This is a genomic window from Euzebya sp. (assembly GCF_964222135.1).
Classification (GTDB): Bacteria; Actinomycetota; Nitriliruptoria; order Euzebyales; family Euzebyaceae; genus Euzebya.
Window position 1 is genome coordinate 81,058 of sequence record NZ_CAXQBR010000003.1, and the last position, 26,458, is coordinate 107,515.

At 73.7% G+C, this 26,458-nt stretch carries 24 protein-coding genes and 2 pseudogenes; 20 read left to right on the forward strand and 6 right to left on the reverse strand.

The genetic code is table 11. The annotated features are described in order from the left end of the window. The first annotated feature begins 2 nt into the window (after positions 1–2). From aztB to ACEQ2X_RS01160, 7 genes are all read left to right on the forward strand, one after another. Positions 3–869 (forward strand): zinc ABC transporter permease AztB, encoded by an 867-nt coding sequence (aztB, locus tag ACEQ2X_RS01130; protein ID WP_370323895.1) that lies wholly within the window; start codon positions 3–5, stop codon positions 867–869. A 5-nt stretch (positions 870–874) separates the two neighbouring features. After that, the gene (locus ACEQ2X_RS01135; RefSeq protein WP_370323896.1) at positions 875–1,297 is read left to right on the forward strand and encodes a Fur family transcriptional regulator; all 423 of its coding nucleotides are present in this window, start codon (positions 875–877) and stop codon (positions 1,295–1,297) included. Positions 1,298–1,311: 14 nt separating this feature from the next. After that, complete coding sequence (gene lhgO, locus ACEQ2X_RS01140) at positions 1,312–2,529, forward strand: L-2-hydroxyglutarate oxidase (RefSeq protein ID WP_370323897.1); 1,218 nt, start codon at positions 1,312–1,314, stop codon at positions 2,527–2,529. 22 nt (positions 2,530–2,551) lie between these two features. Beyond that, positions 2,552–3,577, forward strand: coding sequence for an adenosine deaminase (gene add / locus ACEQ2X_RS01145; protein ID WP_370323898.1), 1,026 nt, complete (start codon positions 2,552–2,554; stop codon positions 3,575–3,577). 43 nt (positions 3,578–3,620) lie between these two features. After that, on the forward strand, positions 3,621–4,613 hold the full coding sequence (locus ACEQ2X_RS01150) for a DNA-processing protein DprA (RefSeq protein ID WP_370323899.1): 993 nt from the start codon (positions 3,621–3,623) through the stop codon (positions 4,611–4,613). Continuing rightward, on the forward strand, positions 4,610–5,230 hold the full coding sequence (locus tag ACEQ2X_RS01155; protein WP_370323900.1) for a YdeI family protein: 621 nt from the start codon (positions 4,610–4,612) through the stop codon (positions 5,228–5,230). Before ACEQ2X_RS01150 ends, ACEQ2X_RS01155 begins: the two co-directional genes overlap by 4 nt. A gap of 74 nt (positions 5,231–5,304) precedes the next feature. Next, positions 5,305–6,837, forward strand: coding sequence for a potassium/proton antiporter (locus ACEQ2X_RS01160; RefSeq protein WP_370324060.1), 1,533 nt, complete (start codon positions 5,305–5,307; stop codon positions 6,835–6,837). Here the strand turns inward: ACEQ2X_RS01160 and ACEQ2X_RS01165 are convergent. Then, positions 6,795–8,234, reverse strand: a complete 1,440-nt coding sequence (locus ACEQ2X_RS01165; RefSeq protein WP_370323901.1) for a glycoside hydrolase family 32 protein — start codon at positions 8,232–8,234, stop codon at positions 6,795–6,797. The two genes, ACEQ2X_RS01160 and ACEQ2X_RS01165, sit on opposite strands and share 43 nt — an antisense overlap. A gap of 29 nt (positions 8,235–8,263) precedes the next feature. Further along, on the reverse strand, positions 8,264–8,548 hold the full coding sequence (locus ACEQ2X_RS01170; RefSeq protein ID WP_370323902.1) for a DUF427 domain-containing protein: 285 nt from the start codon (positions 8,546–8,548) through the stop codon (positions 8,264–8,266). Positions 8,549–8,774: 226 nt separating this feature from the next. On the opposite strand from ACEQ2X_RS01170, the gene ACEQ2X_RS01175 reads away from it, so the two are divergent. The 12 genes and pseudogenes from ACEQ2X_RS01175 (at position 8,775) to ACEQ2X_RS01230 (ending at position 20,808) form a co-directional block, all read left to right on the forward strand. Further along, a complete protein-coding gene (locus tag ACEQ2X_RS01175; RefSeq protein WP_370323903.1) occupies positions 8,775–9,197 on the forward strand; it encodes a YbaN family protein in 423 nt (140 codons plus the stop codon). 360 nt (positions 9,198–9,557) lie between these two features. Beyond that, positions 9,558–10,820: pseudogene (locus tag ACEQ2X_RS01180) on the forward strand (L-lactate permease). Positions 10,821–11,070: 250 nt separating this feature from the next. Beyond that, a pseudogene (locus tag ACEQ2X_RS01185) lies at positions 11,071–11,745 on the forward strand (FAD-binding oxidoreductase); the annotation flags it as partial. Positions 11,746–11,815: 70 nt separating this feature from the next. Beyond that, positions 11,816–12,271 (forward strand): FAD-linked oxidase C-terminal domain-containing protein, encoded by a 456-nt coding sequence (locus ACEQ2X_RS01190; protein ID WP_370323904.1) that lies wholly within the window; start codon positions 11,816–11,818, stop codon positions 12,269–12,271. Beyond that, positions 12,268–13,290: an FAD-binding protein gene (locus ACEQ2X_RS01195; RefSeq protein ID WP_370323905.1), complete on the forward strand. Its 1,023-nt coding sequence runs from the start codon at positions 12,268–12,270 to the stop codon at positions 13,288–13,290. The genes ACEQ2X_RS01190 and ACEQ2X_RS01195 overlap by 4 nt, the downstream gene beginning before the upstream one ends. A 14-nt stretch (positions 13,291–13,304) precedes the next feature. Then, on the forward strand, positions 13,305–14,081 hold the full coding sequence (locus ACEQ2X_RS01200) for a (Fe-S)-binding protein (protein WP_370323906.1): 777 nt from the start codon (positions 13,305–13,307) through the stop codon (positions 14,079–14,081). A gap of 70 nt (positions 14,082–14,151) precedes the next feature. Continuing rightward, positions 14,152–14,634: a hypothetical protein gene (locus ACEQ2X_RS01205; protein WP_370323907.1), complete on the forward strand. Its 483-nt coding sequence runs from the start codon at positions 14,152–14,154 to the stop codon at positions 14,632–14,634. Between the two features lie 9 nt (positions 14,635–14,643). After that, on the forward strand, positions 14,644–16,425 hold the full coding sequence (ybaL, locus tag ACEQ2X_RS01210; RefSeq protein ID WP_370323908.1) for a YbaL family putative K(+) efflux transporter: 1,782 nt from the start codon (positions 14,644–14,646) through the stop codon (positions 16,423–16,425). A 172-nt stretch (positions 16,426–16,597) separates the two neighbouring features. Beyond that, positions 16,598–17,821, forward strand: a complete 1,224-nt coding sequence (locus tag ACEQ2X_RS01215) for an ABC transporter substrate-binding protein (RefSeq protein WP_372530531.1) — start codon at positions 16,598–16,600, stop codon at positions 17,819–17,821. A 110-nt stretch (positions 17,822–17,931) separates the two neighbouring features. Further along, entirely contained in the window at positions 17,932–18,771 is an 840-nt protein-coding gene (locus ACEQ2X_RS01220) for a carbohydrate ABC transporter permease (protein ID WP_370324061.1), read from the forward strand. 76 nt (positions 18,772–18,847) lie between these two features. After that, positions 18,848–19,612, forward strand: coding sequence for a carbohydrate ABC transporter permease (locus tag ACEQ2X_RS01225; RefSeq protein ID WP_370324062.1), 765 nt, complete (start codon positions 18,848–18,850; stop codon positions 19,610–19,612). Positions 19,613–19,620: 8 nt separating this feature from the next. Continuing rightward, complete coding sequence (locus ACEQ2X_RS01230) at positions 19,621–20,808, forward strand: ABC transporter ATP-binding protein (protein WP_370323910.1); 1,188 nt, start codon at positions 19,621–19,623, stop codon at positions 20,806–20,808. Here the strand turns inward: ACEQ2X_RS01230 and ACEQ2X_RS01235 are convergent. The 3 genes from ACEQ2X_RS01235 to ilvD all read right to left on the reverse strand — a co-directional run bounded on the left by ACEQ2X_RS01235 (position 20,805) and on the right by ilvD (position 23,706). Continuing rightward, positions 20,805–21,287: an SRPBCC family protein gene (locus ACEQ2X_RS01235; protein WP_370323911.1), complete on the reverse strand. Its 483-nt coding sequence runs from the start codon at positions 21,285–21,287 to the stop codon at positions 20,805–20,807. The genes ACEQ2X_RS01230 and ACEQ2X_RS01235 overlap by 4 nt on opposite strands. Continuing rightward, entirely contained in the window at positions 21,284–21,586 is a 303-nt protein-coding gene (locus tag ACEQ2X_RS01240) for an ArsR/SmtB family transcription factor (protein WP_370323912.1), read from the reverse strand. Before ACEQ2X_RS01240 ends, ACEQ2X_RS01235 begins: the two co-directional genes overlap by 4 nt. Before the next feature lie 278 nt (positions 21,587–21,864). Continuing rightward, positions 21,865–23,706 (reverse strand): dihydroxy-acid dehydratase, encoded by a 1,842-nt coding sequence (gene ilvD / locus ACEQ2X_RS01245; protein WP_370323913.1) that lies wholly within the window; start codon positions 23,704–23,706, stop codon positions 21,865–21,867. A gap of 90 nt (positions 23,707–23,796) precedes the next feature. On the opposite strand from ilvD, the gene ACEQ2X_RS01250 reads away from it, so the two are divergent. Next, positions 23,797–24,984, forward strand: a complete 1,188-nt coding sequence (locus ACEQ2X_RS01250; RefSeq protein ID WP_370323914.1) for an MFS transporter — start codon at positions 23,797–23,799, stop codon at positions 24,982–24,984. Here the strand turns inward: ACEQ2X_RS01250 and ACEQ2X_RS01255 are convergent. Continuing rightward, positions 24,944–26,455: an AMP-binding protein gene (locus tag ACEQ2X_RS01255; protein WP_370323915.1), complete on the reverse strand. Its 1,512-nt coding sequence runs from the start codon at positions 26,453–26,455 to the stop codon at positions 24,944–24,946. The genes ACEQ2X_RS01250 and ACEQ2X_RS01255 overlap by 41 nt on opposite strands. Between the last annotated feature and the right edge of the window lie 3 nt (positions 26,456–26,458).

Sequence of the window (26,458 nt, forward strand, 5' to 3'; positions counted from 1 at the left end):
CGATGGTGGACCTCCTGCTCGAGCCGTTCGCGTCGGGCTTCACCCAGCGCGGCCTGGTCGCCGGTCTGCTCGTCGCGGTGATGTGCGCGACCGTCGGCGTCTGGGTGGTCCTGCGCTCGCTGGCCTTCATGAGCGACGCGCTCGCCCACGGCGTGATCCCCGGCATCGCCATCGCGGCCCTCACCGGCGCGGACCTGACCCTCGGCGCGGCGATCGCGGCGGTGGTGACCGTGGCCGGCGTCTCGGTGGTCTCCGAGCGGGCTCGCCTGCCCGAGGACACCGGCACCGGGCTGCTGTTCGCCGGCATGCTCGCGCTCGGCGTCGCGATCATCTCGCGGTCGCGGAGCTTCGCCGTCGACGTCACCGCGTTCCTCTTCGGCGACGTGCTCGGCGTGACCGCCGCGGACATCCGCCTGCAGGCCATCGCCACGACCGTCGCGGTGGTCGCCTCCGTGGTCGGCTACCGCGCGTTCCTCGCCCTGTCCTTCGACGAGCGCAAGGCGGTGCTGCTCGGGCTCCGCCCCCGCCTTGCCCGCGCCGCCTTGCTGGGGTTGATCGGCCTCACCGTCGTCACGTCCTTCCGCACCGTCGGCAGCCTGCTCGTCTTCGGCCTGCTCGTCGCCCCGGCGGCGACCGCCACCCAGGTGGTCCGGCGCGTCCCGGCGGTCATGGCCCTCTCCCTCCTCCTCGGGGTCCTGGCGGTGGTCGTCGGCCTCGAGCTGAGCTACCACCTCGACCTCGCCGGCTCGGCGGCCATCGCCGGCTCGTCGGTCGCGATCTTCTTCCTCGTCCTCGGCGTGACCTCGGTCCGCCAGGGGCTCCGCCAGCGGCGCACGGGGGTACCCTCCTCGGCCTCGACCGCAGCGTGACACCGGTGGACGGAGCAGCCGACATGGAGGAGAAGGTCCTGCGCGATGCGGGCCTGCGGGTCACCCGGCAGCGCACCGCGGTGCTCGAGGCCCTGCGCGAGCGGACCGAGGCGCTGAGCGCCCAGGACCTCTACATGGAGTTCCGCGCCCACGGCGACCCCATCGGGCTGTCCACCGTCTACCGGGCGCTCGAGTCCCTCGAGGAGGCCGGCCTGCTCGACGTGATCGAGCGGGAGGGCCAGCAGGCGTACCGCTTCTGCTCGACGTCCCACCACCACCACCTGATCTGCACCACCTGCAACGAGGTGGAGGAGCTCGAGGCGGGGCTGGTGGAGGAGTGGGTGGCGAAGGTGTCCGCGGCCCACGACTTCGAGGTGACCGGGCACCGGGCCGACATCTACGGCCTCTGCCAGCGCTGCCGCGGCTGACGGGGTCGTCGCACGTGGCCGTCGCGCGTCGGGTCGTGGACCTCCCGATCGGCGTGGTCGGCGGGGGGATCGTCGGCCTGGCCGTCGCCCGCGAGCTGACCCGCCGACTGCCCGGCGTCGAGGTGGTGGTGTTCGAGAAGCAGCACGACCTGGCCGCCCACCAGACCGGGCACAACTCCGGCGTGGTCCACGCCGGCGTCTACTACCCGCCGGACAGCCTGAAGGCTCGGCTGTGCACCGCCGGGAGGGCGATGCTCGCGGAGTACTGCGCCGACCGGGGTCTGGCGTACGAGGTCTGCGGCAAGCTGGTCGTCGCCGTGGACCGTGAGGAGCTCGGCCGCCTCGACGACCTCGAGGCGCGCGCCCTCGAGAACGGCGTCCCCGGCCTGCGCAGGCTCCCGGGGGCGGCGATCCCGGAGGTGGAGCCGCACGCCACGGGCATCGCCGCACTGCACTCACCGGAGACGGCCATCACCGACTTCGCGGCGGTGGCGCGCGCACTCGCCGCCGACGTGGAGGCCGCCGGCGGGTCCGTCCTGCGGTCGGTGCGGGTGGAGGCCGTGGCCCGTCGCGGCGGGACGGTCGAGGTCCGGACGTCGGACGGCCCGCACCGCGTCCGCCACCTCGTCGTCTGCGCCGGCCTGCAGTCCGACCGGGTGGGCATCGACGCCGCCGGCAGCGCCGAGCTCCGGATCGTCCCGTTCCGCGGCGAGTACATGGCGGTCGCGGCGGCCAAGCAGGACCTTGTGCGCGGCATGGTCTACCCGGTGCCCGACCCCCGCTACCCGTTCCTCGGCGTCCACTTCACCCGGCTGGTCGGCGGTGGGCTCGAGGTCGGCCCGAACGCCGTCCTCGCCCTCAGCCGCGAGGGCTACCGCCGCCGCGACGTCGACGTCCGCGACGTGCTGCGCACCCTCACCTGGCCCGGCACCTGGCGCCTCGCCCGCGCCCACTGGCGGACTGGGGTGGCCGAGCTGGTGGGGTCGCTGTCCCGCCGCGCGTACATGCGCCGGGCGCGCCGGTACGTGCCCGCGATCGGCTCCCGCGACGTGGTCCGGGGTCGCACCGGCGTGCGTGCGCAGGCACTCGCGAGGGACGGATCGCTGGTCGACGACTTCCGCATCGACCACGCCGACGGCGTGACGAGCGTGCGCAACGCCCCGTCCCCCGCGGCCACGTCCAGCCTGGCGATCGCCGAGCACGTCATCGACCGCCTGCCGCCGCTGTCCTGAGGGCCGTGGTCGAATGGTGCGCATGGGATCTGACCTGGCCGCCTTCGCGGCTGCCATGCCGAAGACCGAGCTGCACGTCCACCTGGTCGGCGCCGCCTCGGTGGACACCGTCCTCGAGCTGGCGCGGCGCCACCCGCACGTCGGCGTGCCGACCGAGCGGGACGCCCTCGAGGCCTACTACGAGTTCACCGACTTCGCGCACTTCATCGAGGTGTACATCAGCGTCAACGCGCTGGTCCGCGCGCCGGAGGACGTCGAGGCCCTCGTGGTCGGCGCGGCCCGGGACATGGCGGCGCAGCAGATCCGCTACGCCGAGCTGACCGTCACCCCCGACAGCCACCTCCTCATGGGGATCGCGCCGGATGCGGTCGCCGAGGCGCTGACCGCCGGTCGCCGCCGGGCGCGGGCGGAGCACGACGTCGAGCTCGCGTGGGTCTTCGACATCCCCGGTGAGCTCGGCCTCGAGTCCGGGGAGCGGACGATCGACTGGGTCGAGGCCCACGCGCCCGAGGGCAGCGTCGGGTTCGGTCTCGGCGGACCGGAGGTCGGCGTCCCCCGACCCCAGTTCGAGCAGGTCTTCGCCCGGGCCCGCGCGCTGGGGCTGCACAGCGTCCCCCACGCCGGCGAGACCACGGGTCCCGACACCATCCGCGATGCCCTCGACGTGCTGGGCGCCGAGCGGATCGGCCACGGCATCGCCGCCGCGGACGACCCGGACCTCCTCGCGCGGCTGGCCGGGGAGGGCATCACCCTGGAGGTCTGCCCCACCTCGAACCTCCGGACACGCGCCGTCGACGTGCTGGAGGGCCACCCGCTGCCGAAGCTGCTCGACGCCGGCGTGCCCGTCACCCTCGGCAGCGACGACCCCGGCATGTTCGACACGACGTTGGTCGGCGAGTACCTGGTGGCCGCGGAGGTCCTCGGCCTGGACCGCGACGCACTCGTGGCGATCGCCCGGACCGGCATCACCGCGTCGTTCGCGGACACCGCGACCCGGCGGCGGCTGACCGAGGCGCTCGATCGGTTCGTCGCCGACGAGGTGACCTGACCGGCGACGTCGGGGTGTCGCACCCCCCGGCCATGATGGTGGCGTGGCCGTCCAGACCGACCGCGGACCCGGCACCGTCGATCCCGACGGGCCCCGGTCGGCGCGGGGGCTGTGGCGGCTCACGCGCATCCCGGGCGTGGACGCGGTCCGGGCACGCCGCATCGCCGACGCCCTCCCGACGTGGGCGGCGCTCGCCGACGCTGACCGCCCCACCCTCCTCCGGCTCGGTGTCGCCGGGCTGGCGGACCGGCTGCGGACGGTGCCGGACGTGTCGCTGCCGCGCACCCTCGACGGGATCGTGCTGTCCGCCTTCGACGCCCGCTACCCCGCCCACCTCGCGGCCATCCCGAACCCCCCGGCGCTGCTCTGGGTCGAGGGCAGCCTCCCGCCGGACCCGGGGATCGCCGTCGTCGGCACGCGGACGCCATCCGCCTACGGCTGCCGCGTCGCGCACCGGGCCGCCCACGAGGTCGCGGCGACCGGCGCGGTCCTGATCTCGGGCATGGCCGACGGGGTCGACCAGATCGCCGAGCGCACCGCGGTCGACGCGGGCGGCCGGGTCGTCAGCGTCCTCGGCGGCGGCCTCGACCGGGTGCCCCCGCGACTGGCCGAGCACCGGGACGCGATCCTCGCCGCCGGTGGTGCGGTCATCTCCGAGCAGCCCCCGGGGAGTGCACCCACCCGCCCGTCCCTCGACGCCCGCGACCGCATCCAGAGCGGCCTCTCCCACACCGTCGTCGTGGCCCAGGCGGGCCTCGGCGGGGGGACCTCCGCGACGGTCCGCTTCGCGCTGGTCCACGGCCGTCGGCTGGTCGTGCCCCGACCCGAGCCCGACAGCCGCCACGCCGCCGACCCCGAGTCGGCGCTGATCATGGCGCTGGGTGATCCGGCGGGGATCGATCCCGCCGTGCTCGGGCTCAGCGGACGGCAGGGCGCCCGCGTCGCGAACCGGCGACCCGTCGCGGACGTGGTGGTGCGCACCGGCGCCGAGCTCGCCGCCGCGCTCCGGTCGCCGAGCGGCATGATCGCGCCATGACCGACCAGGGACCGCCGCCGTCCGCGTCCGACCACCCCCCGACGTGGACCTTCGACATGCCGATCTACCACGCCGAGACCCGTGCGGCCTGGCGGGCGTGGCTCGCCGCCCACCACCTGACCGAGCGCGGGGTGTGGCTGGCCACCTGGAAGTCGGCGACCGGGCGTCCGGCGGTGCCGTACCCCGACGCGGTCGAGGAGGCGATCTGCGTCGGCTGGATCGACTCGACCGTCAACCGCCTCGACGACGAGCGGAACCTGCAGCTGATGACGCCGCGCAAGCCGCGGAGCAGCTGGACGCGCCTGAACCGCGAGCGAGTCGACCGCATGGAGGCCGCCGGGCTCATGACCGACGCCGGACGCCGAGCGGTCGAGGTCGCCAAGGCGAACGGCTGGTGGATGCGGTTCGACGCGGTCGAGGACCTGATAGAACCGGAGGGGCTGGCCCGCGCCCTGGACGCCGTCCCGGCCGCGAGGGCCAGCTGGGACGCCTTCCCGCCGTCCGCCCGCAAGCAGATGCTGTGGTGGGTGGTCAGCGCGGCTCGGGACGACACCCGCGCACGGCGGGTGGCCGCCATCGTCGACGCCGCACGTGAAGGCCGCCGCGCGCAGGGCTGACGGGCAGGGGGTCGGAGGGCTGGCATCCTGGCACGCCCTGAGGTCGGACGTCGAGGAGGCTCACCGTGGATGCCATGTCGCTCCCCGGCGACGACTTCGTCCTGATCGGCGCCTTGCTGCTGCTCCTCGGCGTCGTCGCGGCGGGCGCAGCCGAGCGGGCACGCGTCCCCGGCCTGCTGGTGTTCCTCACCGTCGGCATGGCCATCGGGGACGACGGGCTGAACCTGCTCAGCCTCTCCGACCCCGAGGTCGCCCAGTTCGGCGCGGTCATCGCGCTGGTCATGATCCTGTTCGAGGGCGGTCTGACCACCAAGCCCGGCGACGTCCGCCGGGCGCTCGGCCCCGGTCTGGTGCTCGCGACCGTCGGCGTCGTCGTCACCGCCGGCCTGACGACGCTCGGGGCCTGGCTGATCCTCGACGTCACCTGGCGGACCGCGCTCCTCATCGGCGCCGTCGTCGCCTCCACCGACGCCGCCGCGGTGTTCGCCGTGCTCCGCAGCGCCCCGCTGCCGCGTCGCCTCAGCGCCCTGCTCGAGGTCGAGTCCGGGAGCAACGACCCGGCGGCGATCGTGCTGACCCTCGCCGTCCTCGCCACCGTCGAGGCACCGGCGTCCGCGCCGGACATCGCGACCTTCGCGATCCGCCAGCTCCTCGGCGGCGTGCTCGGCGGGGTGCTCTTCGGGGTCCTCGGCGCCACGGTCATGCGTCACCTCGGCAGGGGCCCGACCGCGCTGTACCCCGTCGGGGCGCTCGCGCTCGCCGGCGTCGCGTACGGCACGACCGCGGCGCTGGGCGCGTCGGGCTTCCTCGCCGTCTACGTGGTCGGGCTGTTCGTCGGGGCGCTGGTCCCGCGGCACCGGCGGGGCATCCGCCAGTTCCACGAGGGCATCGCCAACATCGCCCAGATCATGATGTTCCTGGTCCTGGGCCTGCTGGTGTTCCCCTCGCGGCTGCCCGGCGTGGCCCTGCCCGCCCTGGCGGTCGCGGCCGTGCTCGTCTTCATCGCCCGCCCCGTCGCGGTCTGGCTGTGCCTCCCCTGGTTCGGGTTCACGCCGCGCGAGGTGACGCTGGTGTCGTGGGCGGGGCTCCGCGGGGCGGTGCCGATCGTCCTCGCGACGTTCCCCCTCACCGCCGGCGTGCCGGGCGGGCAGACGATCTTCGACGTGGTGTTCTTCGTGGTGCTCATCTCCTCGGTCCTCCAGTCCTCGTCCGTCGGGTTCCTCGCCCGATGGCTGGGTCTGCCCGAGGGGCCGGACGTCTGGGCACCGATCGCCGAGGCGGTGCCGCTCGACGGCGTGGACGCGGACCTCATGGAGGTGGACATCGTCGACGGACTGGCGGTGTCCGGCCAGCGGATCAGGGACGTGCCGCTGCCCGCGGGGGCGCGGCTGACCGCCGTGCTGCGGGAGGACCAGGTCGTGCTGCCCGACGGCGAGACGGTGCTGCAGCCCGGCGACCTCGTCCTCGTCGCGGTGCCGCGCCGCGAGGAGGCGACCGCCGAGATGGTCGCCTGGGCTCGCGGTGAGGCGGTGGGCTGGAACCCCCCCGGCGGGGCCGCCGGCGATCAGCCGGAGGTGGAGGAGACCCAGACCGATCCGAGGTCGTAGGCGGCCAGGTCGACCGCGTCCGCGCCGGGGCCGGTGACCTCGACGCCCACGCTGTCCGGGCGGGTCGGGTAGATCCGCGCCGTCAGGGCCACGCCGGCGACGAAGACCTCGACGATCGACCGGTCGACCACGCAGCGGAGCTCCACCACCTCGTCGGGGACGGTGGCCGCGGCCGTGTGCGTCCCGCCCGTCGCGGCCGGGTCGAGGCTCGACCGGTCCCGGTCCAGCCACAGCCGCCCGGCCTGCGGGTCGAACCCGATCGTGGTGACCTCGGCGCGGTCCGGGGCGCAGCGGACGGCCAGCTCCACCGGGCCGCGGTCGACGGCCACGCGGAGGACGAGGGCGACGACGTCCCCCACCGCCCCCTCGGCGCGCCACCCCCCGTCGCGGGCCACCCGCGTGATGCGCCGGGCATCGGTCCGGAGGTCGTCGAGCTCGGGCAGCGGGGTGACGACCAGCTGGCCATCGACCACCTGGACGGCCCGGGGGAGGGACAGGACGCCGGACCAGCCGGCTGCCCGCTGGGCCTCGACCGGCAGCGCCTCCCACGACCACCCCCACATGACGGCCCCGGACGGCTCGACGAGCAGGCAGGGCGCGTACAGGTCGGGCCCGGCATCGACGCGCTGCAGCCGCCGGGGGGTGAACGCCCCGTCGGCGAGCCGCCCGATGACGGCCACCGGGTGGTGGGTCGGCTTGGGGCTCGCGGTCGTGTCGTCGTGGACGTTGACGATCAGGGCGTCGGCGTCGGGGCCGCGCAGCAATGCCGGGCACTCCCACATCGTCCCGGTCCAGGCGGCCCCGTCGACGTCGGCTGCATCGAGGGTCGCGCCGGTGAGCAGCGGACCCTCGTCGGTCCAGGACCGCAGGTCGTCGGAGGTCAGGTGCAGGACCGCACCACCCTGCCCGACGATGCCGGCGCCGATGAGCTGGTGCCAGCGTCCGCCGTCGGACCAGACGAACGGGTCGCGGTAGCCCAGCAGGTCCAGGTCCGGCGGGGGCTCGGCGACCGGGTTCTCGGGGTCCTTGGTCCAGGTGTCGAGGTCGTCGTCGGTGCTCCGGGCGACGCAGGTGGTCTGGGCCTGGGAGTGCCCCAGCGGGCCACGCGCGCCCGTGTAGAGCATCGTGGCCACGCCGTCGTCGTCCACGACGCAACCGGAGTAGCACCCGTCGGCGTCGGGACCGTCCGCATCGGGGGAGAGGGCCAGCGGCCGGCGCTCCCAGTGGACCAGGTCCGCGGTGGCGAAGTGCCCCCAGTGCGGCCGGTCCCAGAACCCGCCGGCCGGGTTGGCCTGGTGGAACAGGTGGGTCCGGCCGCGCCAGCGGATCGGGCCGATGGGGTCGTTCATCCACCCCGTCTCGGGCCGCAGGTGGGCGACGGGTCGGTGGTCGACCATGTGCCACGTCTACCCGCCGGCGCACCGCGTCATGTGCTGACCTGGACGCCCTTCCAGAACGCGAGGTAGCCGGCGATCTGGGACGCGGCCTCGCTCGGTTCGGGGTAGTACCAGGCCGCGTCGGCGTTGACGTCTCCGTCGACCACGACGTCCTTGTAGCTGGCGAGGCCCTTCCACGGGCACCGGCTCGTGGTGTCGCTGTCCCGCAGGACCGAGGCGTCGACGCTGTCGGGCGGGAAGTAGTGGTTGCCCTCGACGACGATCGTGTCGTCGGAGCGGGCGATGACCCTCCCGTTCCAGGTGGCGGTCGGCATGGCGGGCTCCTCTCGTGCGGGTGCGTGGTCGGGGGTGCAACCGCTCGGGGGTCCCGTCGCTTCCCGGTGGGGGTGACCGTGGCCGGTGCCGTCGTGCGCCCGTGGGGCGCTGGCGGGTGGTCGGGGGTGTGGGGGACGCTCGTCGTGCGCCCGTGGAGCGATGGCGGGCGCGGTGGAGCGCTGCGCGCTGGGGGCCGGACGGCACGAGGGCGTACCGTGGGTGGTCGTGCAACTCCAAGGTCCCGCAGACCCGGACGTCGACCGCGGGCGATCACCGCTGGTGCGTGGCCTGTGGATCGCCCTCGGCCTGCTCTGCGTGGCGGTGGGGGGCATCGGCGTCGTGGTGCCCGGCCTCCCGTCGACCGTGTTCTTCATCGGTGCGGCAGCGTGCTTCACCCGCTCGAGCCCACGCCTCGAGGCCTGGGTCCTCAACCTCCCCGGCGTCGGTCAGACGGTCGCGGACTTCCGGGCCGGACGGGGCATGCCGCGCCGGGCGAAGGTGATCGCGATCACCAGCATCGTGGTCTTCGGCGGTGCCGGGGCCGTGTTCGGGCTGACCACGCCGGTGGCCCGTGGGGTGCTCGCGGTCCTGTGCGCCATCGGGATCATCGCGGTGCTCCGCGTGCCGACCCGCGTCGACCAGGCCTGATCGCCCTCACCAGCGCATCACCAGCCGGGGCCACCGCAGCCTGGGCGACCGCAGTGGTGCGGCCGCGGAGCGCCGCGGGATCCTGACCGCCCGGCCAGTCCGTCCCCGGCCGGTCCGGGACGGTCCCGGGACCCCCGCAGCCGCAGGGAGGCGGGCCGCCGCACGTCGCGGCGAGCGGGACGGACCCGGAGACGAGGACCCGCGCCGACCGGGACCTTCGGCACCTCCGGAGGGCCACCGCGGGCAGCCATGCTGCGTCCATCGGGAGTCCGAACGGTCACCCCGAGCGACTCTCAGCCGACGTGACCCGTGGCCGGTGCGAGGCCGGCCCGCCGGGACCCTTTCGAGGAGGGGATCCCCTTGGACAACCTTGCCGTTCTCAGCCTTCTGGCCTTCCTCCCGGTGCTGGTCATCGGCGTGCTGCTCGTCGGCCTCTCGGTGCAGATCCTCTACATCGTGTTCGGGGCGCTGCTGCTGCTCGCGACGCTGACGGCATCGGGGGCCATGTCGAGCATCCGGGCGGCGTTCACCCGCATAGCCCGGACCCGCGGATCCAGGCCATCATCATCGCCTGGCTCTTCGGCTCCTTCATCGAGGGCGCATCGGGTTTCGGCACCCCCGCCGCGGTCGTCGCCCCGCTCCTGCTCGCCCTCGGGTTCCCGGCCATGGCCGCGGTCATGTGCGGCCTCATCATCCAGTCGACGCCCGTCACCTTCGGTGCGCTCGGCACCCCGCTCCTCATCGGCGTCAACGGCGGGCTGTCGAACACCGCGGCGCAGTCCAGCATCGAAGCCGCCGGCGGGACCCTCCCCGGCTACCTGGGCGACCTCGCCGTCGGCGCGGCGACCGTCCACGGCATCGTCGGCACGCTCATCCCGCTGTTCATGGTGTGCCTGCTCGCCCGGTTCTTCGGGGAGCGGAAGCGGTTCAGCGAGGGCCTGGCGATCTGGCGCTTCGCGATCTTCGCGGCGCTCGCCATGATCGTCCCGTACTGGACCACCGCCGCCCTGCTCGGACCGGAGTTCCCGTCGCTGTTCGGCGCCCTCATCGGGCTGGCCGTCGTCATCACCGCCGCACGCCGAGGCATCCTCATGCCCCGCGAGCCGTGGACCTTCGCCCCCCGCGACAGCTGGCTCGACACCTGGATGGGCGACCTGGAGCCCGACACCGCGGCCCCCCGCCAGGTCATCGGCACCACACGGGCGTGGGCGCCCTACGTCCTGCTGGCCAGCGTCCTGGTCATCACCCGCATCCCCGAACCTGATGTTCGCCCAGTTCCAGTTCGCCACGGCCGAGGGCATCGGCGTCGCGACGATCCCGATCGTGGCCGCCCAGGCCGTCGGCGGCGCAGGCGGCAACATGATCGCCGTGCACAACGTCGTCGCGGCCGCCGCGACCGTGGGCCTGATCGGCCGGGAGGGCGACCTGATGCGCAAGGTCGCGATCCCGTTCCTCTACTACATCACCTTCGCGGGCACCCTCACGTACGTGATGGTGTGGGGCGTCGGGTTCAACCCCGGCACCATCGGCCTGGTCCTCCTCGCCGCCGCGGGCGCGTGGACCGTCGACCGGGCCCGCCGCGAGCGCTTCGGCATCGACGAGCGCGTCGAGGTGGCGGCGTGAGGCTGTCCCGGAGGGGTGGGGCGGGGCGGCGCCCGCCCGCCGTCCCGGCCTGGCACGACCCCTCCCGCCAGCTGACCGGTCGCGAGGACCGGCTGCTGGCCGACCTCCACGCCCTCCTCGGCGACGACGGGCTCCGCGCGGGCCACCTGGGCCGCGCCACCTACCGGCGGGACGCGTCGTTCCTGAACGCCGACCCGCTGGCGGTCGCGCTGCCCCGCACCGTGGGGCAGACCGCAGCGGTGCTGCGGGCCTGCCGGGACTACGGGGTCCCCTTCACCCCCCGGGCGGCCGGCACCGGCCTGGCTGGGGTGCCACGCCGACGGGGGAGGGAGGGGTGCGGCCCCTCGTCGTCAGCGTCGCCCGGATGGACGCCCTGCGCGAGCTCGACGTGGCCAACCGTCGCGCCTGGGTCGAGCCGGGGCTCGTGAACGCCCGCCTCGGCCGCGCGGGGGCGGCGCACGGCCTGCGGTTCGCGCCCGACCCCGCCAGCCAGATCGCCGCGACCCTCGGCGGCAACGTCGCCACCAACGCCGGCGGCATCCACGTCCTCACCTACGGCGTGATGAGCCAGCACGTGCTGGCCGTCGAGCTCACCGACGCCGACGGGGTCACCCACCTGCTGGACGGCCGCGCCCCCGACCTGGCCGGCCTCGACGTCCGCGGGCTCTCCGTCGGCGGGGAGGGGACGCTCGGCATCGTCACCGGCGCCTGCCTGCGGCTGCTGCCGATCCCGCCGGCCGTCGGCACCGTGCTGGCCGGCTTCGGCTCGCTCCGGGAGGCCGCGGCGACCGTCGGCGACCTGGTGACCTCCGACCGGCTGCCCGACGCCGTCGAGCTGATGGACGCGCGAGCCGTCCAGCTGGTGGAGGGGTACGCGGGCGCCGGCTACCCCGTCGACGCCGCCGCGGTCCGGCTGGCCGAGCGCAACGGCGCCACCTCCACCACCCGCGGCGGACGAGGCGCAGCGCGCCCGCATCTGGAAGGGCCGCAAGGCGGTGGCGGGGGCCATCGCCAAGCACAGCCCCGACTACTTCCTCCAGGACGTCGTCGTCCCCCGCTCCCGGCTCGGGGAGATGCTCGACGAGGTCGTCGCCATCGGCGAGCGAGAGGACCTGGTGATCCTCAACGCCGTGCACGCCGGCGACGGGAACCTGCACCCCTTCGTCCTGTTCGACCGCCGCGAGGAGGGCGTGCTCGACCGCGTGTTCGCCGCCGGACGTGACATCGTGGCCACCGCCCTGCGCCTGGACGGCACCGTGACCGGCGAGCACGGCGTCGGCATCGAGAAGCGGGACTTCCTGTCCCACGTGTTCACCGCCGACGACCTGGCCGTGCAGCGGCTGGTCCGCGACGCGGTCGAGCCGAGCGGCCTCGCGAACCCCGACAAGGTGCTCCCCAGCACCGTCGGCTGCCAGGAGGTCCGCATGGTCCCCGAGGGAGCATGGGTATGAGCGCCGTCACCACGTCGATCACCACCGCCGAGGAGCTCCGGGACGTCATCGCCGACGCGCGCCACGCCGGCACGCCCCTCGACGTTCGCGGCGGCGGATCGGTCCTCGACCGGCTCCCGACCGGCGGCGAGCAGGTCCTCTCCGTGGCCGGCATGACCGGCGTGGTCTCCCACGCCGCGGACGACCTGACGATCACGGTCCGCGCCGGGACGCCCCTGGCCGAGCTCGCGGCCGTGCTGGCCGAGGTCGGCCAGGAGTGCCCGATCGAGCCCGCGGGCCCGGCGGGCGCCGCATCGGCCGGCACTGTCGGCGGCCGGATCGCCACCGGTCTGGCCGGTCCGCGCCAGCTCGGCGCCGGACGTGTCCGCGACTGGGTGCTCCGCGTCGCGTTCGTCACCGGGGCGGGCCACGTCGCGGCCGCCGGAGGGGTCACGGTCAAGGACGTCAGCGGCTACGACATCTGCCGGCTCCTGACCGGGTCGTGGGGCACGCTCGCCGTCATCACCGAGGTGACGCTGAAGGTCCGCCCCCTCGCACGCCACCGCGGCTGGTACGTCAGCGACGGACCCCGCCACGCCCTCGACCGGCACCTGTACCGGCCGTCCGCCTGCACCACCACCCCCACGCGCACGCACGTGCTGCTGGAGGGACACCCCGACGACGCCGCCGACCAGGCCGCCGCCGTCGGCCTCGAGGCGGGTGATCCCCCCGACCTGCCCGGCACAGCCCGCGCCGCCGTCGACCCGGCCGCGCTGCCGTCCCTCGCCGCGGAGCTCGGCGAGCTCGGCCTGCGCTGGGCCGCCCAGGACGGCGTCGGCGTGTGCCACCTCGACGGCGACGCGGAGCAGCTGGCCGCGGCCCGGGCGGCGGGCGAGCACCGCGGCGGCCGCCTGGTGGTCCTCGTCCCGTCCCTCGGCCTTCCCGCCTTCGGCGGCCCGCGCCGCAACGTGATCGCCGACCGCATCGGCGCCGCCCTGGACCCCGACGGCGTCCTGGCGCCCCACCGCTGGACCCGATGAGAGGCTGACCGCCGATGACCGCCATCGACCCGAGCGCCTGCGACCCCGCCGCCTCGATCTTCGACGCCGACCAGCTGGCCCAGTGCGTCCAGTGCGGGTTCTGCCTGTCGTCCTGTCCGACCTACGAGGAGACCCACCTCGAGGAGCACGGCCCGCGAGGCCGGATCCTGGCCATGCGGCTGGTGGCCGCCGGCGAGGTGGAGCTGACCGACCCGGCCGTCGCCGACTCGCTGCAGACCTGCATCCAGTGCCGGGCCTGCGAGGCGGTCTGCCCCTCCCTGGTCGAGTACGGGTCCCTCATCGAGACCGCCCGCACCGAGCTGACCCGCCGCGAGCCGCCGACCGGGCTGCGCGGGCTGGCCCACCGGGTCGGCTTCTGGGTGCTCGCCCGCCCGGCCTGGCTCCGCGCCGCGGTGACCGGCCTGTCGCTGGCCCAGCTGCTCCGCCTGGACCGGGTGCTCGGATCTCGGCTGCGCCCGGCCAGGCGCGTGACGCTCGCCAGCCTGTGGCAGCGGATCGCCGATCGGCCCCTCGCGCTGCTCCGGGCCATCCCCGAGCTCGAGCTGATCGAGCCGGACGACGAGCAGCGCTGCTGCGGATCCGGCGGCATCTACTCGATGGAGCAGCCGGAGTTCGGCGACGCGCTGCTGGCCGCGAAGGACGCCGCGATCGGGCGGGCCGGCGCGGACGGCGTCGTGTCCGGCAACGCCGGCTGTGCGATGCAGATCGCCCGGGCCGGCTGGGAGATCCACCACCCGGCGGAGCTGCTCGCCCGCGCGCTGCGGGACTGACCGGACCCCGATCGGCCGGGCTCCCCGTTCACGGGTAGGTGCGCGGGGACCGCGTCGCTACGCTCAGGCCATGAGGATCGACGTGCACGAGCAGTCCCTCCCGGGGGTCGGGGTCCGCTACGACCTGCACGGCCCGGACGGTGGCCGGCTCTACGTCATCGTCGACCGTGACGGGCGCCGCTCGATCGGGGTGCCGGGGCCGGACGACGAGCCGGTCCAGCAGGTCTCCCTCGACCCCGACGAGGCCGTGGTCGTCGCGTCGCTGCTGCTGGGCGCGCGCTTCTCCCTGGACACCCGCCACGACGCCCGCCACGAGGGTGACGAGGCGGTCGTGGACATCGTGGCGCTCGGCCCGACGTCCTCGGCGGTGGGCCTCACCCAGACCGAGATCGCGGGCCTGCACGCCGAGGCCGTGGTCCTCGCGGTGCTCTCGGGGTCCACCCCGGAGATCGTCGAGGACGAGACCCGGTACCGGGCACAGCCGGGCGACCGGGTGGTGGTCGCCGCCCGTGCGCCCGACGCCGTGCGGATCGTCGAGGACCTGCGCGGCTGAGGGCCCCGGATGCCGCACGAGACCGAGGTCATCGCGCTCCTGGCGGTCGGCTTCGGGATCGCGTTCCTGCTCGGGCTGATCGCCCAGCGCCTCCGCATGCCGCCGCTCGTCGGCTACCTCCTCGCGGGCGTCGCGGTCGGTCCCTTCACGCCGGGCTTCGTCGCCGACGCCGAGATCGCCGGCCAGTTCGCCGAGATCGGCGTCATCCTGCTCATGTTCGGGGTCGGTCTGCACTTCTCCGTCGAGGACCTGCTGGCCGTCCGCCGGATCTCCCTCCCGGGCGCCATCGTGCAGATCGTCTCGGCGACCGCGATGGGTGCGGTCATGGCCCGCACGTGGGGCTGGACGTGGGGGGAGGGGCTGGTCCTGGGCGTCTCCCTGTCGGTCGCCAGCACCGTCGTGCTGCTCCGGGCACTCGACGCGCGCGGCCTGGTCGACTCCGTCGACGGGCGCATCGCCGTCGGCTGGTTGATCGTCGAGGACCTGGCGATGGTGCTCGCCCTCGTCCTGCTGCCGACCCTCGCCCTCCCGCTCGGCGGCACCCCGATGGCAGACGGTCCCACCGCCATCGGGCCCGCCGTCGCGTGGATGCTGGCCCAGGTCGTCGCGTTCCTCGCCATCATGTTCGTCGCGGGCCGCAGGGTCGTGCCGTGGCTCCTCGGCAACGTGGCCCGCACCGGCTCCCGGGAGCTGTTCACCCTCGCCGTCCTCGCCGCCGCCGTCGGGATCGCAGTCGGCGCGGCCGCCCTGTTCGACGTGTCGTTCGCCCTGGGGGCGTTCTTCGCCGGGGTCGTGATCAGCGAGTCGGACCTGAGCCACCAGGCCGCGGCGGATGCGCTGCCGTTCCAGGACGCCTTCGCGGTCCTCTTCTTCGTGGCCGTCGGCATGCTCTTCGACCCGGCGATCCTGGTCGAGCAGCCGCTGCGGGTCCTCGGCGTCCTCGTGATCATCCTGGTCGGCAAGTCCCTCGCCGCGCTCGTGCTGGTGCTCACCTTCCGGTACCCCGTCCGGACCGCCCTCATCGTGGCCGCGAGCCTGGCGCAGATCGGCGAGTTCTCGTTCATCCTCGCGGGGTTGGGTGCCTCCCTGGACCTGCTCCCCGAGGGCGGCGAGAGCCTCATCCTGGCCGGCGCGCTCCTGTCGATCACCGCCAACCCGGTGATCTTCAGCACCGTCGACCCGATCGCCAGGTGGATCCGGGCGCGGCCCAGGCTGGCGGACCTGCTCGAACGGCCCTCGGGCAGCCTCTCCGCGCTGCCGGAGGCGGTCGGGCGGGCGCCGCTCGACGACCACGCCGTCCTGGTGGGGCACGGCCGCGTGGGCCAGCCGGTGGCCGCGGCCCTGCAGGCCGAGGGCATCACCTACCTCGTCGTCGAGCGGAACCGGGAGGTGGTCGAGGCCCTGCGCGACGAGGGCGTGCCGATCGTCTACGGCGACGCGACCCGGCCGGCGATCCTCGGGCACCTCCACCTCGAACGTGCCCGCCTGCTGATCGTCACCACCCCCGACGCCTTCGAGGCGCGGCGCATCGTGGACCACGCCCGCACGGTCAACCCCGACATCGACGTCGTCGTCCGGACCCACACCGACGAGGGCCGCAGAGATCTCGAGGCCCTCGGGGTGGGCCGTGCGGTCTTCGCCGAGCAGGAGCTCGCCCTGGCGGTGATCCGCTACGCGTTCGGCAGCTTCGGCATCGTCCGGGACATGTCGGACGTGGCGGCGGCCACCCTGGGCCTGTCGCACCCGCACGTCGGGCGTGACGAGGACCCTCGGGTGGCCGACGACGGCTGAGCCCCGTCGGGCCGTCAGACCACTGTCCGTTTCCCCCTCTTGACGAGGGGGTACGTGGGCCCGGTAGGAGCGGCCGGTCCCACCCGACGGCCGCTCCGCTGGACGAGCCGCGGGTGGGGGTTCGGGAGGGCCCATGGCGCATCCGGGTGGACGGCGGAACCGACCTGGGCGGGTGGTCGCCACGGTGTCGGTGCTGGCCCTGCTCCTGGCTGCCTGCGGCTCCTCGGGAGGTGAGGGCGACCAGCTCAACTTCTACATCTTCGACGAGCCGTCCGGCTCCTTCGAGGCGGCCGCGGAGGCGTGCAGCGGCGACGACTACACGATCAACGTCGAGACGCTCCCCTCCGACGCCGACCAGCAGCGCGAGCAGCTGGTCCGCCGGCTCGCCGCCGGCGACACCTCCATCGACCTCATCGGCATGGACGTCATCTGGACCGCCGAGTTCGCCGGTGCCGAGTGGATCCTGCCGTTCGAGGGCGAGGCGGCGGAGACCGCGACGGAGGGCCGGCTCGAGGCGCCGGTCCAGACCGCGACGTACGAGGACCAGATCTGGGGCGCGCCGTTCACCTCGAACACCCAGCTGCTGTGGTACCGCAGCGACCTGGTCGACGAGGCCCCGGAGACGTGGGACGAGATGCTCGACGAGGCGGAGCGGCTGGCCGAGGAGGGTGAGCCGCACCTCATCCAAGCGCAGGGGCAGCGCTACGAGGGGCTGACGGTCTTCGCGAACACCATGATCCAGTCGGCCGGCACCGAGGTGCTCGGCGAGGACGGCGAGGAGGTCGTCCTCGAGGAGGAACCCACCAGGGCCGCGCTGGACACGATGGCGCGCTTCGCCAACTCCGTCGCCGCCGCCGACACCCTGTCGACGTCGCTCGAGGACACCGGACGACTCGAGTTCGAGGCCGGCGAATCGGCGTTCATGCTGAACTACCCGTTCGTCTACCCCTCCGCGGAGGAGAACGCGCCCGACATCTTCGAGGACATGGAGTACGCGGTGTTCCCCTCCGTCGTCGAGGGCGAGCCGGCGCAGGTCACGATCGGCGGCATCAACGTCGGCGTCGGCGCCCAGACCGCCGACCCCGAGCGGGCGTTCGAGGCGGCGAACTGCATCGCCAGCGAGGAGAACCAGAAGGTCGCCAACCTCGAGGGCGGGCTGCCGCCCACGTCCGAGGCGCTGTACGAGGACGAGGAGATCCAGGAGGCGTACCCGTTCATCGGGACGGTGCTCGAGACGCTCCAGAACGCCGCGGTGCGGCCCAAGAGCCCCCGCTACAACGACGTGTCGCTGGCGATCTCCGGCAGCCTGCACCCGATGGCGCAGATCGACGACGACACCTACGACCAGCTGGTGCAGGCCGTCGAGCGCGCCCTCCAGGGAGAGGGGCTCCTGTGAGCACGAGCACGAGCACGAGCACGGCTGACGCGGAGGTCGACACCGCCACGTCCTCGGGAGGAGGAGGGGGGAGGTCTGATCGCCAGAAGGCCGAGCGCAAGCTCGGGTGGATGCTGTGCGCCCCCGCGGTCTTCGTCATGGTGCTGGTGACCGGCTACCCGATCCTCTACGCGGGCTGGCTGAGCCTGCAGGAGTACGACCTGCGCTTCCCCGACGAGGCGTCGTTCGTCGGGTTCGCGAACTACATCTCGGTGCTGACCTCGTCGACGTGGTGGGACGTCGTCCTGGCCACGGTGATCATCACCGTCGCGTCGGTCACCGTGGAGCTGATCCTCGGGTTCGCCCTCGCGTTCGTGATGCACCGGGCGCTGTTCGGCCGAGGAGTCGTGCGCGCCTCGATCCTGATCCCGTACGGCATCATCACCGTCGTCGCGGCGCTGGCGTGGAAGTTCGCCTTCGATCCCTCCACCGGGTTCGTCAACCCGCTCCTCGGCATCGACCAGATCTGGTTCGGCGAGACCTGGTCGGCGTTCTTCGTCATCATCCTCACCGAGATCTGGAAGACGACGCCGTTCATGGCGCTGCTGCTGCTGGCCGGCCTGACGCTGGTGCCCGCCGACCTGCTGAAGGCGGCCCAGGTCGACGGCGCCACCGCCTGGAAGCGGTTCACGCGGATCACCCTCCCGATGATGAAGCCCGCGGTGCTGGTGGCGCTGCTGTTCCGGACCCTCGACGCCTTCCGGATCTTCGACGCGGTCTACGTCATGACCCGCGGGGCGAGGGGGACCGAAACGGTGTCGGTGACCGGTTACGAGACCCTCGTCATCCGGTTGAACCTGGGGCTCGGATCAGCGATCTCGGTGCTCATGTTCCTGATGGTCCTGCTCATCGCGTTCCTCTTCGTCAAGGGCTTCGGCGCCAACCTGGACCAGCAGCGAGGGGAGATCTGACGTGGACGACCGGAACGCGAGCACGCGCGAGAAGGTGCTGTGGGCGATCGGTTCGGTGGCGGTGATCGTCTACGCGATGATCCCGGTCGCCTGGATCGTGTCGCTGTCGCTCAAGCCGAACAGCGAGCTGACCGACGGCCGGTTCATCCCCGCCACGGTCAGCTTCGACAACTACGCGGCGATCTTCGAGGACCCGCAGTTCCCCGCGGCGCTGCGCAACTCCATCGGCATCGCGCTGATCTCCACGGTGCTGGCGGTCATCCTCGCCATGTTCGCCGCCTACGCGATCGTCCGGCTCGACTTCCCGGGCCGGCGCCTGGTCCTCGGCGGGGCGCTGGCGATCGCGATGTTCCCGCCGGTGTCGGTCATCGGTCCGCTGTTCAACATGTGGCGGTCGCTGGGGCTGTTCGACACCTGGGCGGGCCTGGTGATCCCGTACATGACGTTCACGCTGCCGCTCGCGATCTGGACGCTGTCGGCGTTCTTCAGGGAGATCCCCTGGGACCTCGACAAGGCCGCCCGCGTGGACGGCGCGACGCCGTTCCAGGCCTTCCGGCGCGTCATCGCCCCGCTCGCTGCCCCCGGCGTGTTCACCTCGGCGATCCTCGTGTTCATCTTCGCCTGGAACGACTTCCTCTTCGCGACCTCGCTGACGTCCACGAACAGCGCGCGGACCGTGCCCGCCGCGATCGCGTTCTTCACCGGGTCGAGCCAGTTCGAGCAGCCCACCGGATCGGTGGCGGCCGCATCGGTCGTCGTGACGGTCCCGATCATCATCATGGTGCTGCTCTTCCAGCGCCGCATCGTGTCGGGGTTGACCTCCGGCGCCGTCAAGGGATAGGAGCAGACATGGCAAGCATCGAGCTGGACGGCGTCACCAAGCAGTTCGCCGACGGCACCGTCGCGGTGTCCGACGCGAGCTTCACGATCGAGGACGGCGAGTTCTTCATCCTCGTCGGCCCCTCGGGCTGCGGGAAGTCGACGCTGCTCAACATGATCGTCGGGCTGGAGGACATCTCCTCGGGGACCCTGACGGTCGGCGACAAGAAGATGAACGACGTGGACCCGAAGGACCGGGACATGGCGATGGTCTTCCAGTCCTACGCCATCTACCCGCACATGACGGTCCGCCGGAACATGGCCTTCCCCCTCGAGCTGGCCGAGGTGGAGCAGTCCGAGATCGACCGGCGGGTCGAGGAGGCCGCCGAGTCCCTGGAGCTCACCGAGCTGCTCGACCGCAAGCCGGCCGCCCTGTCGGGCGGTCAGCGGCAGCGCGTCGCGATGGGGCGGGCGATCGTCCGCGAGCCCCAGGCGTTCCTCATGGACGAGCCGCTGAGCAACCTCGACGCGAAGCTGCGGGTGCAGATGCGCACCGAGATCTCGCGGATCCAGAACCGGCTCGGCACCACCACGGTGTACGTCACCCACGACCAGGTCGAGGCGATGACGCTGGGTGATCGCGTCGCGGTGCTCCGCAAGGGCGAGGTGCAGCAGGTCGCCTCGCCCCGGGAGCTGTACACGCGACCGAAGAACCTGTTCGTCGCCGGGTTCATCGGGTCCCCGTCGATGAACTTCCTGCCCGCCGAACCAGCCGGCGAGGGCAAGGTCGAGACCGCCCTCGGGACGATGGACCTGCCCGAGGACCTCCGGGACCCGGTGGCGAGCGCCTCCGGGACGCTGATCGTCGGGTTCCGGCCCGAGCACGTCGAGCACGCCTCCCAGGTGGAGGGGGACCGGGGGATGGCGTTCAGCGCGACCGTCGACGTCGTCGAGTGGCTCGGCTCCGAGCTCTACATCCACTTCCAGACCGAGGGCCAGATGACCAGCGAGCTGCGCGAGCTCGCCGAGGAGCTCGAGCTCGAGGACATGGGTGACGAGGAGGGGATGACCGTCGTCGCCCGGCTGGACGCCGCGGCCGAGGTCGAGGAGGGCGATCGCACCGACCTCGTCCTCGACACCTCGAAGGTCCTGGTCTTCGACGCCGACACCGGGGAGAACCTCGGGCTGGCCGCCCGCGAGTCGGCGGCTGCTGGCTAGGCCCGGACCGCCGCGCTACGGAACCGCTCGAGGTACAGCGGCCAGCCCTCGGTGTCGCGGACACCGTCCGCCAGGTCGGTCCAGCCGTCGCCGTGGCGGTCGAGGTGGCGGTGCTCGAGCTCGACCCGGGTCCGGTCGGGTGACTCGGCGACGAAGCGGACCTCCACCTCGCTGGCCTTCGCCAGGTCGGTCTCGAGCTGCCAGCGCGGGGAGATGTCCCAGGTGAACACCAGCCGGTCCGGCGGCTCGTAGGCCAGCACGCGACCCCAGGCGCACTCCGACCCGTCGACCCCGCGGTCGTAGACCCGGCCGTCCTCGCGGGGTTCGAGCACGGACTCGGCGATGTCGACGGCGAGCAGGTTGTGCTCCCGCGGCTTGATCGCGTCGAAGCGTTCGACGAAGACCCGGAAGGCCCGGTCGATGGGGGCGTCGACGACGATGTCGTGGCGCACGGTGGTGGCGGTGGTCTGGGGGGTCATGTGTCCTCCTCGGGGTCCTCGACGAGCGTGGCGTAGGTGGTGAGCGCCTGGTCCCAGAAGCGGTCGAGTTGCTCACGGAGCGCGCGCAGCCCCTCGGGGTCCGGCGTGTAGATCCGCCGGGTGCCCTCGGGCCGGTCCTGCACCAGGCCGGCGGTCTTCAGCGCCTTCAGGTGCTGGGAGACCGCGGGGCGGCTGATCGGCATCACGTCGGCGATCTCGCCGACCGCCCGGGGGCGAGCGACCACGAGCTCGAAGATGTGTCGCCGCGTCGGGTCCGCCAACGCGCTCCAACCGTCCATATCCGTAAGCTAGCACGAACGGTAAGCGATTGGCTACCAAGTTCTCCGCAGGTCCCCGATGTCGCTCGTCACCACGAGGTCGTGCCCGCACCACGGTGGTGGTCTGTCAGGTTCGTTGCGCAGGCCGGAACGAAGGTGACAGGCCTTGGCCGTCGCGCGCTGTCGCCCCCGGAGGTCTGTCGGGTTCGTTGCGCAGACCGGAACGAAGGTGACAGACCCCTCCGGGGCTCACGCCTCCGCGGTCTCACGTCCCCGCCGGCAGCCAGCGGGCGACGGCCCTAGTCGAGCGAGCGCACCGCGCCGGTGTCGGCGCTGGTCACCATCCGGGCGTAGGCCCGCAGGGCCTGGCTGACCACGCGCGTGCGGTCGCGCGGGGTGTAGGCCGCGTCGCCGCGTGCCTCCTCCTCCGCGCGGCGGCGGGCCAGCTCGTCGTCGTCCACCCGCAGCTGGATCGAGCGGGCGGGGATGTCGATGTCGATCACGTCGCCGTCGCGGACGAGCGCGATGGCCCCGCCGGCGGCGGCCTCCGGCGAGGCGTGGCCGATCGACAGCCCGGAGGTGCCGCCGGAGAACCGGCCTTCGGTCAGCAGCGCGCACTGCGTGCCCAACCCCCGGCTCTTGATGTACGTGGTGGGGTACAGCATCTCCTGCATCCCCGGGCCGCCCTTCGGGCCCTCGTAGCGGACGATGACCACGTCGCCGGCCTGCACCTCCTCGCCGAGGATGCCCGCGACCGCGTCGTCCTGGCTCTCGTAGACCTTGGCGGTCCCGCTGAAGGTGAAGTTCGACTCGTCGACACCGGCGGTCTTCACGATGCAGCCGCGCTCGGCGATGTTGCCGTACAGCACGGCCAGCCCGCCCTCCGCGGTGTAGGCGTGCGCGACGTCGCGGATGCAGCCCCCCTCCCGGTCGAGGTCGAGCGAGGGCCAGCGGGTGTCCTGGCTGAACGCCTCCTGGGTGGGGATGCCACCGGGGCCCGCGCTGAACAGCCGGTGGGCCTCCGCGGTCGCGGTGGGCCGCACGACGTCCCACTGGTCCAGGGCGGCCGCCAGGGTGTCGGCGTGCACGGTCTGCACCGACGTGTCGATCAGGCCGCCGCGGTCGAGCTCGCCGAGGATCCCCATGATCCCGCCGGCCCGGTGGACGTCCTCCATGTGGTACTGCGGGGTGCTCGGGGCGACCTTGCACAGGTTCGGGACGCGCCGGCTGATCGCGTCGATGTCGGCCATGGTGAAGTCGATCCCGCCCTCCTGGGCGGCGGCCAGGATGTGGAGGACGGTGTTGGTCGACCCGCCCATCGCGATGTCGAGCGCCATCGCGTTCTCGAACGCGGTCCGGTTCGCGATCGCGCGCGGCAGGACCGACGCGTCGTCCTTCTCGTAGTGGCGGCGGGCCAGGTCGACGATCGTGCGGCCGGCGGCCAGGAACAGCTCACGCCGGTCGGCGTGGGTGGCCAGCGTCGAGCCGTTCCCCGGCAGGCTCAGCCCCAGCGCCTCGGTGAGGCAGTTCATCGAGTTGGCGGTGAACATCCCCGAGCAGGACCCGCACGTCGGGCAGGCGGACCGCTCGACCGCGGCGACGTCGGCGTCGCTGACCCGGGCGTCGCCCGCCTTCATCATCGCGTCGATCAGGTCGAGCTTGACCTCCGCGCCGGCCAGCTGGGTCTTCCCGGCCTCCATCGGCCCACCGCTCACGAACACCGTCGGGACGTTCAGGCGCAACGCCGCGTTCAGCATCCCGGGGGTGATCTTGTCGCAGTTCGAGATGCACACCAGCGCGTCGGCGCAGTGGGCGTTGACCATGTACTCGACGGAGTCGGCGATCAGGTCGCGGCTGGGCAGGCTGTACAGCATCCCGCCGTGGCCCATCGCGATGCCGTCGTCGACGGCGATCGTGTTGAACTCCTTCGCGACCCCGCCGGCCGCCTCGATCTCGCGGGCGACCAGCTGACCGAGGTCCTTCAGGTGCACGTGGCCCGGCACGAACTGGGTGAAGGAGTTCGCGATCGCGATGATCGGCTTCTCGAAGTCCTCGTCGGTCATCCCGGTCGCCCGCCAGAGCGCGCGGGCTCCGGCCATGTTGCGTCCGTGGGTGGTGGTGCGGGAGCGGTACGCGGGCATGGCGACAGGCTATGCCGCCGCCACCCCGACGCCCCAGTCGAGCCGGCTCTGGGTTGGGTCCGCCTCCGACGCAGACCTACGATCCTGCGCGTGACCCCGACCCGACGCGCCGTGGCCGTCACGGTCGTCGGTACGACCGCGAGCGTGCTGCCCGCGTTCCTCACCGGTGCGGTCGCCGTGCAGCTCGGCGCCGACCTCGGCATCGGCAACGCCGGCATCGGGCTGGCCATCGGGGCCTTCTACGCGAGCGCCTCGCTCGCCTCGGCCCTCCTCGGCCGCGCGGCGGAGCGGATCGGCCCGGCCACCGCGATGCGGTCCGGGTTGGTGATCACGATCATCGCCCAGGTCGCGGTCGCGACCGCCGTGTCCGACGCCGTGGCGCTGTCCGCCGTCCTGCTGGTCGGCGGCTGCGCCAACGCGCTGACCCAGCCGGCGGCGAACCTGCTGCTCGCCGGCCGGCTGCCCGCACGACGGCTCGGGCTGGCCTTCGCGCTCAAGCAGTCGGGGATGCCGCTCGCGTCGCTGCTCGGCGGGGTTGCGGTGCCGGCCCTCGCGCTGACGATCGGCTGGCAGGCGGCGTACGCCGCCGGGGCGGTGCTGGCCGTCGCGGTCCTGCTCGTGGTGCCGCGCGACCCCGGCGTCCGCGCTGCGGCAGGGCGGGTCCGCCCACGACCGGACCTGCCCCCCTGGGTGCTGCGGCGCTATGCCCTGGCAGGCCTGCTGGGCGCGACCGCCGCCGCCGGGTTGGTGACGTTCCTCGTCTCCGCGGCGGAGGACGCGGGGCTCAGCGAGTCCGCCGCCGGGTTGCTGCTCACCGGCGGCGCCCTCCTCGGCATCGTGTCGCGGCGGGCCCACGGCCAGCTCGCCGATCGGGGCCGGCTCGTGCCGCTGCCCCGGGCGACGGGGCTGCTGGCGCTCGGGGCGGCAGGGCTCGCCGTCCTGGCGGTCGACACCACCTGGGGCTACCTGGTCGGGGTGGTGCCGGCGTTCGCCTGCGGGTGGGCGTGGCCGGGGCTGTTCAACCTGTCCGTCGTGCAGCGCAACCCGTCGGCGCCGGCGGCCGCCACCGGCGTCACCCAGACCGGCGTGTACGTCGGGGCGGGGGCCGGCCCGGCTGTCGGCGGCCTCGTCGCGGACGCGCTGGGCTATCCGTGGCTGTGGCTGATGTGCGCGGCCGCGTTGGCCGGCGCCGCGCTGGTCGCCCGGTCGTTGCAGGCGGGCGTGGACGCGGACGGGGTCAGGGACGCCCGAACAGCTCGGCGACCACACGCGGCTTGACGACCTTCCCGAGGGCGTTGCGGGGGAGGTCGTCCACGACGACGACGCGGCGGGGCACCTTGTAGGGTGCGAGCCGCTCGCCGACCCAGGTGACCACCGCGCCGCCGTCGGGTGGCTCCCCGTCCGCGGGGGCGACCAGTGCGGCGCCGACGACCTGTCCCCACTCGTCGTCGGCGAGCCCCACGACCGCGCAGTCGGTCACCGCCGGGTGGTCGCGCAGGACCTCCTCGATCTCGAGGGCCGAGACCTTGAACCCACCGGTCTTGATGATGTCGACGCTCTCGCGCCCCCTGATGGTGAACACCCCGTCGTGGTCGCGGACCACGACGTCGCCGGTGACGAACCAGCCGTCCCGGAAGGCCTCGGCGGTGGCATCCGGTCGGCCCCAGTACCCGCGGAACATCCCGTCGCCGCGGACGAGCAGCCCGCCGGCCTCCCCGTCGGGGACGTCCCGACCGATGTCGTCGACGACGCGGACCTCGACACCGGGGAGGGGCCTGCCGACGGTCCCCGCCCGGCGCAGGCCGTCGTGGGGGTTCGAGAGGGCCATGCCGATCTCGGTCATGCCGTACCGCTCGAGGAGGACGTGCCCGGTGAGCTCCTCCCACCGCTCGAGGACGCCGACCGGCAGGGCGGCCGATCCCGAGACCATGAGTCGCAGGCGGGCGGCGTCGGCGCAGACCCGCTCGCGCCACGCCGCCGGCGCCTCCTCGACCGCGGCGATCAGCCGGTGGTAGATGGTCGGGACCGCCATGACCACCGTGAGGTCGGCCATGGCGTCCCACACCGCCACCGGGTCGAACCGCGGCATGACCCGCACCGCGCCGCCGGCCCACAGGGTGGTCGTCACGACGTTGACGAGCCCGTGCATGTGGTGGAGGGGGAGGACCAGCAGGCACACGTCGTCCGGCTCGTACCGCCACGCCGACTCGAGCGTCCTGACCTCCTGGATGAGGGCGTCGTGGGTCCACACCGCGCCCTTCGGTGGCCCGGTCGAGCCGCTGGTGTAGACGATCAGCGCCGGGGCGCTGCCCGGGACGTCGGCGCCGGCCCAGCCCTCCCCCGCGGGCGGCAGGTCCTCGACCACCAGCAGCCGCACCCCGAGGTCGTCTGCGAGGGCGGCGACGTCGTCGCGCCGGTCCCGGTCCACGAGCAGCGCCGACGCGCCGCTGTCGGCGAGGGTGCGGCGCAGCTCCGGCCGGGGGTGGGACAGCGCGAGCGGCACCGCCACCCCGCCCGCGAGCCAGGTGCCCCACAGCGCGGTGGTGCTGGGGACCCCCGGTGCGACGAGGTGGGCGATGCGGGCGCCGTCCAGGGAGGTGGGGGCGGACGGCTCGTGGGCCAGCAGCCCGGCGGCGACGCGCTCGGCGCCGGCCACCAGGTCGGCGTGGGTGGCGGACCCGTCGTCGGCGTGGACGGCCGGTCGGGGGCCGTGCCCGCGGGCCCGGGCGACGAGCGCCGGCTCGGCCACCGG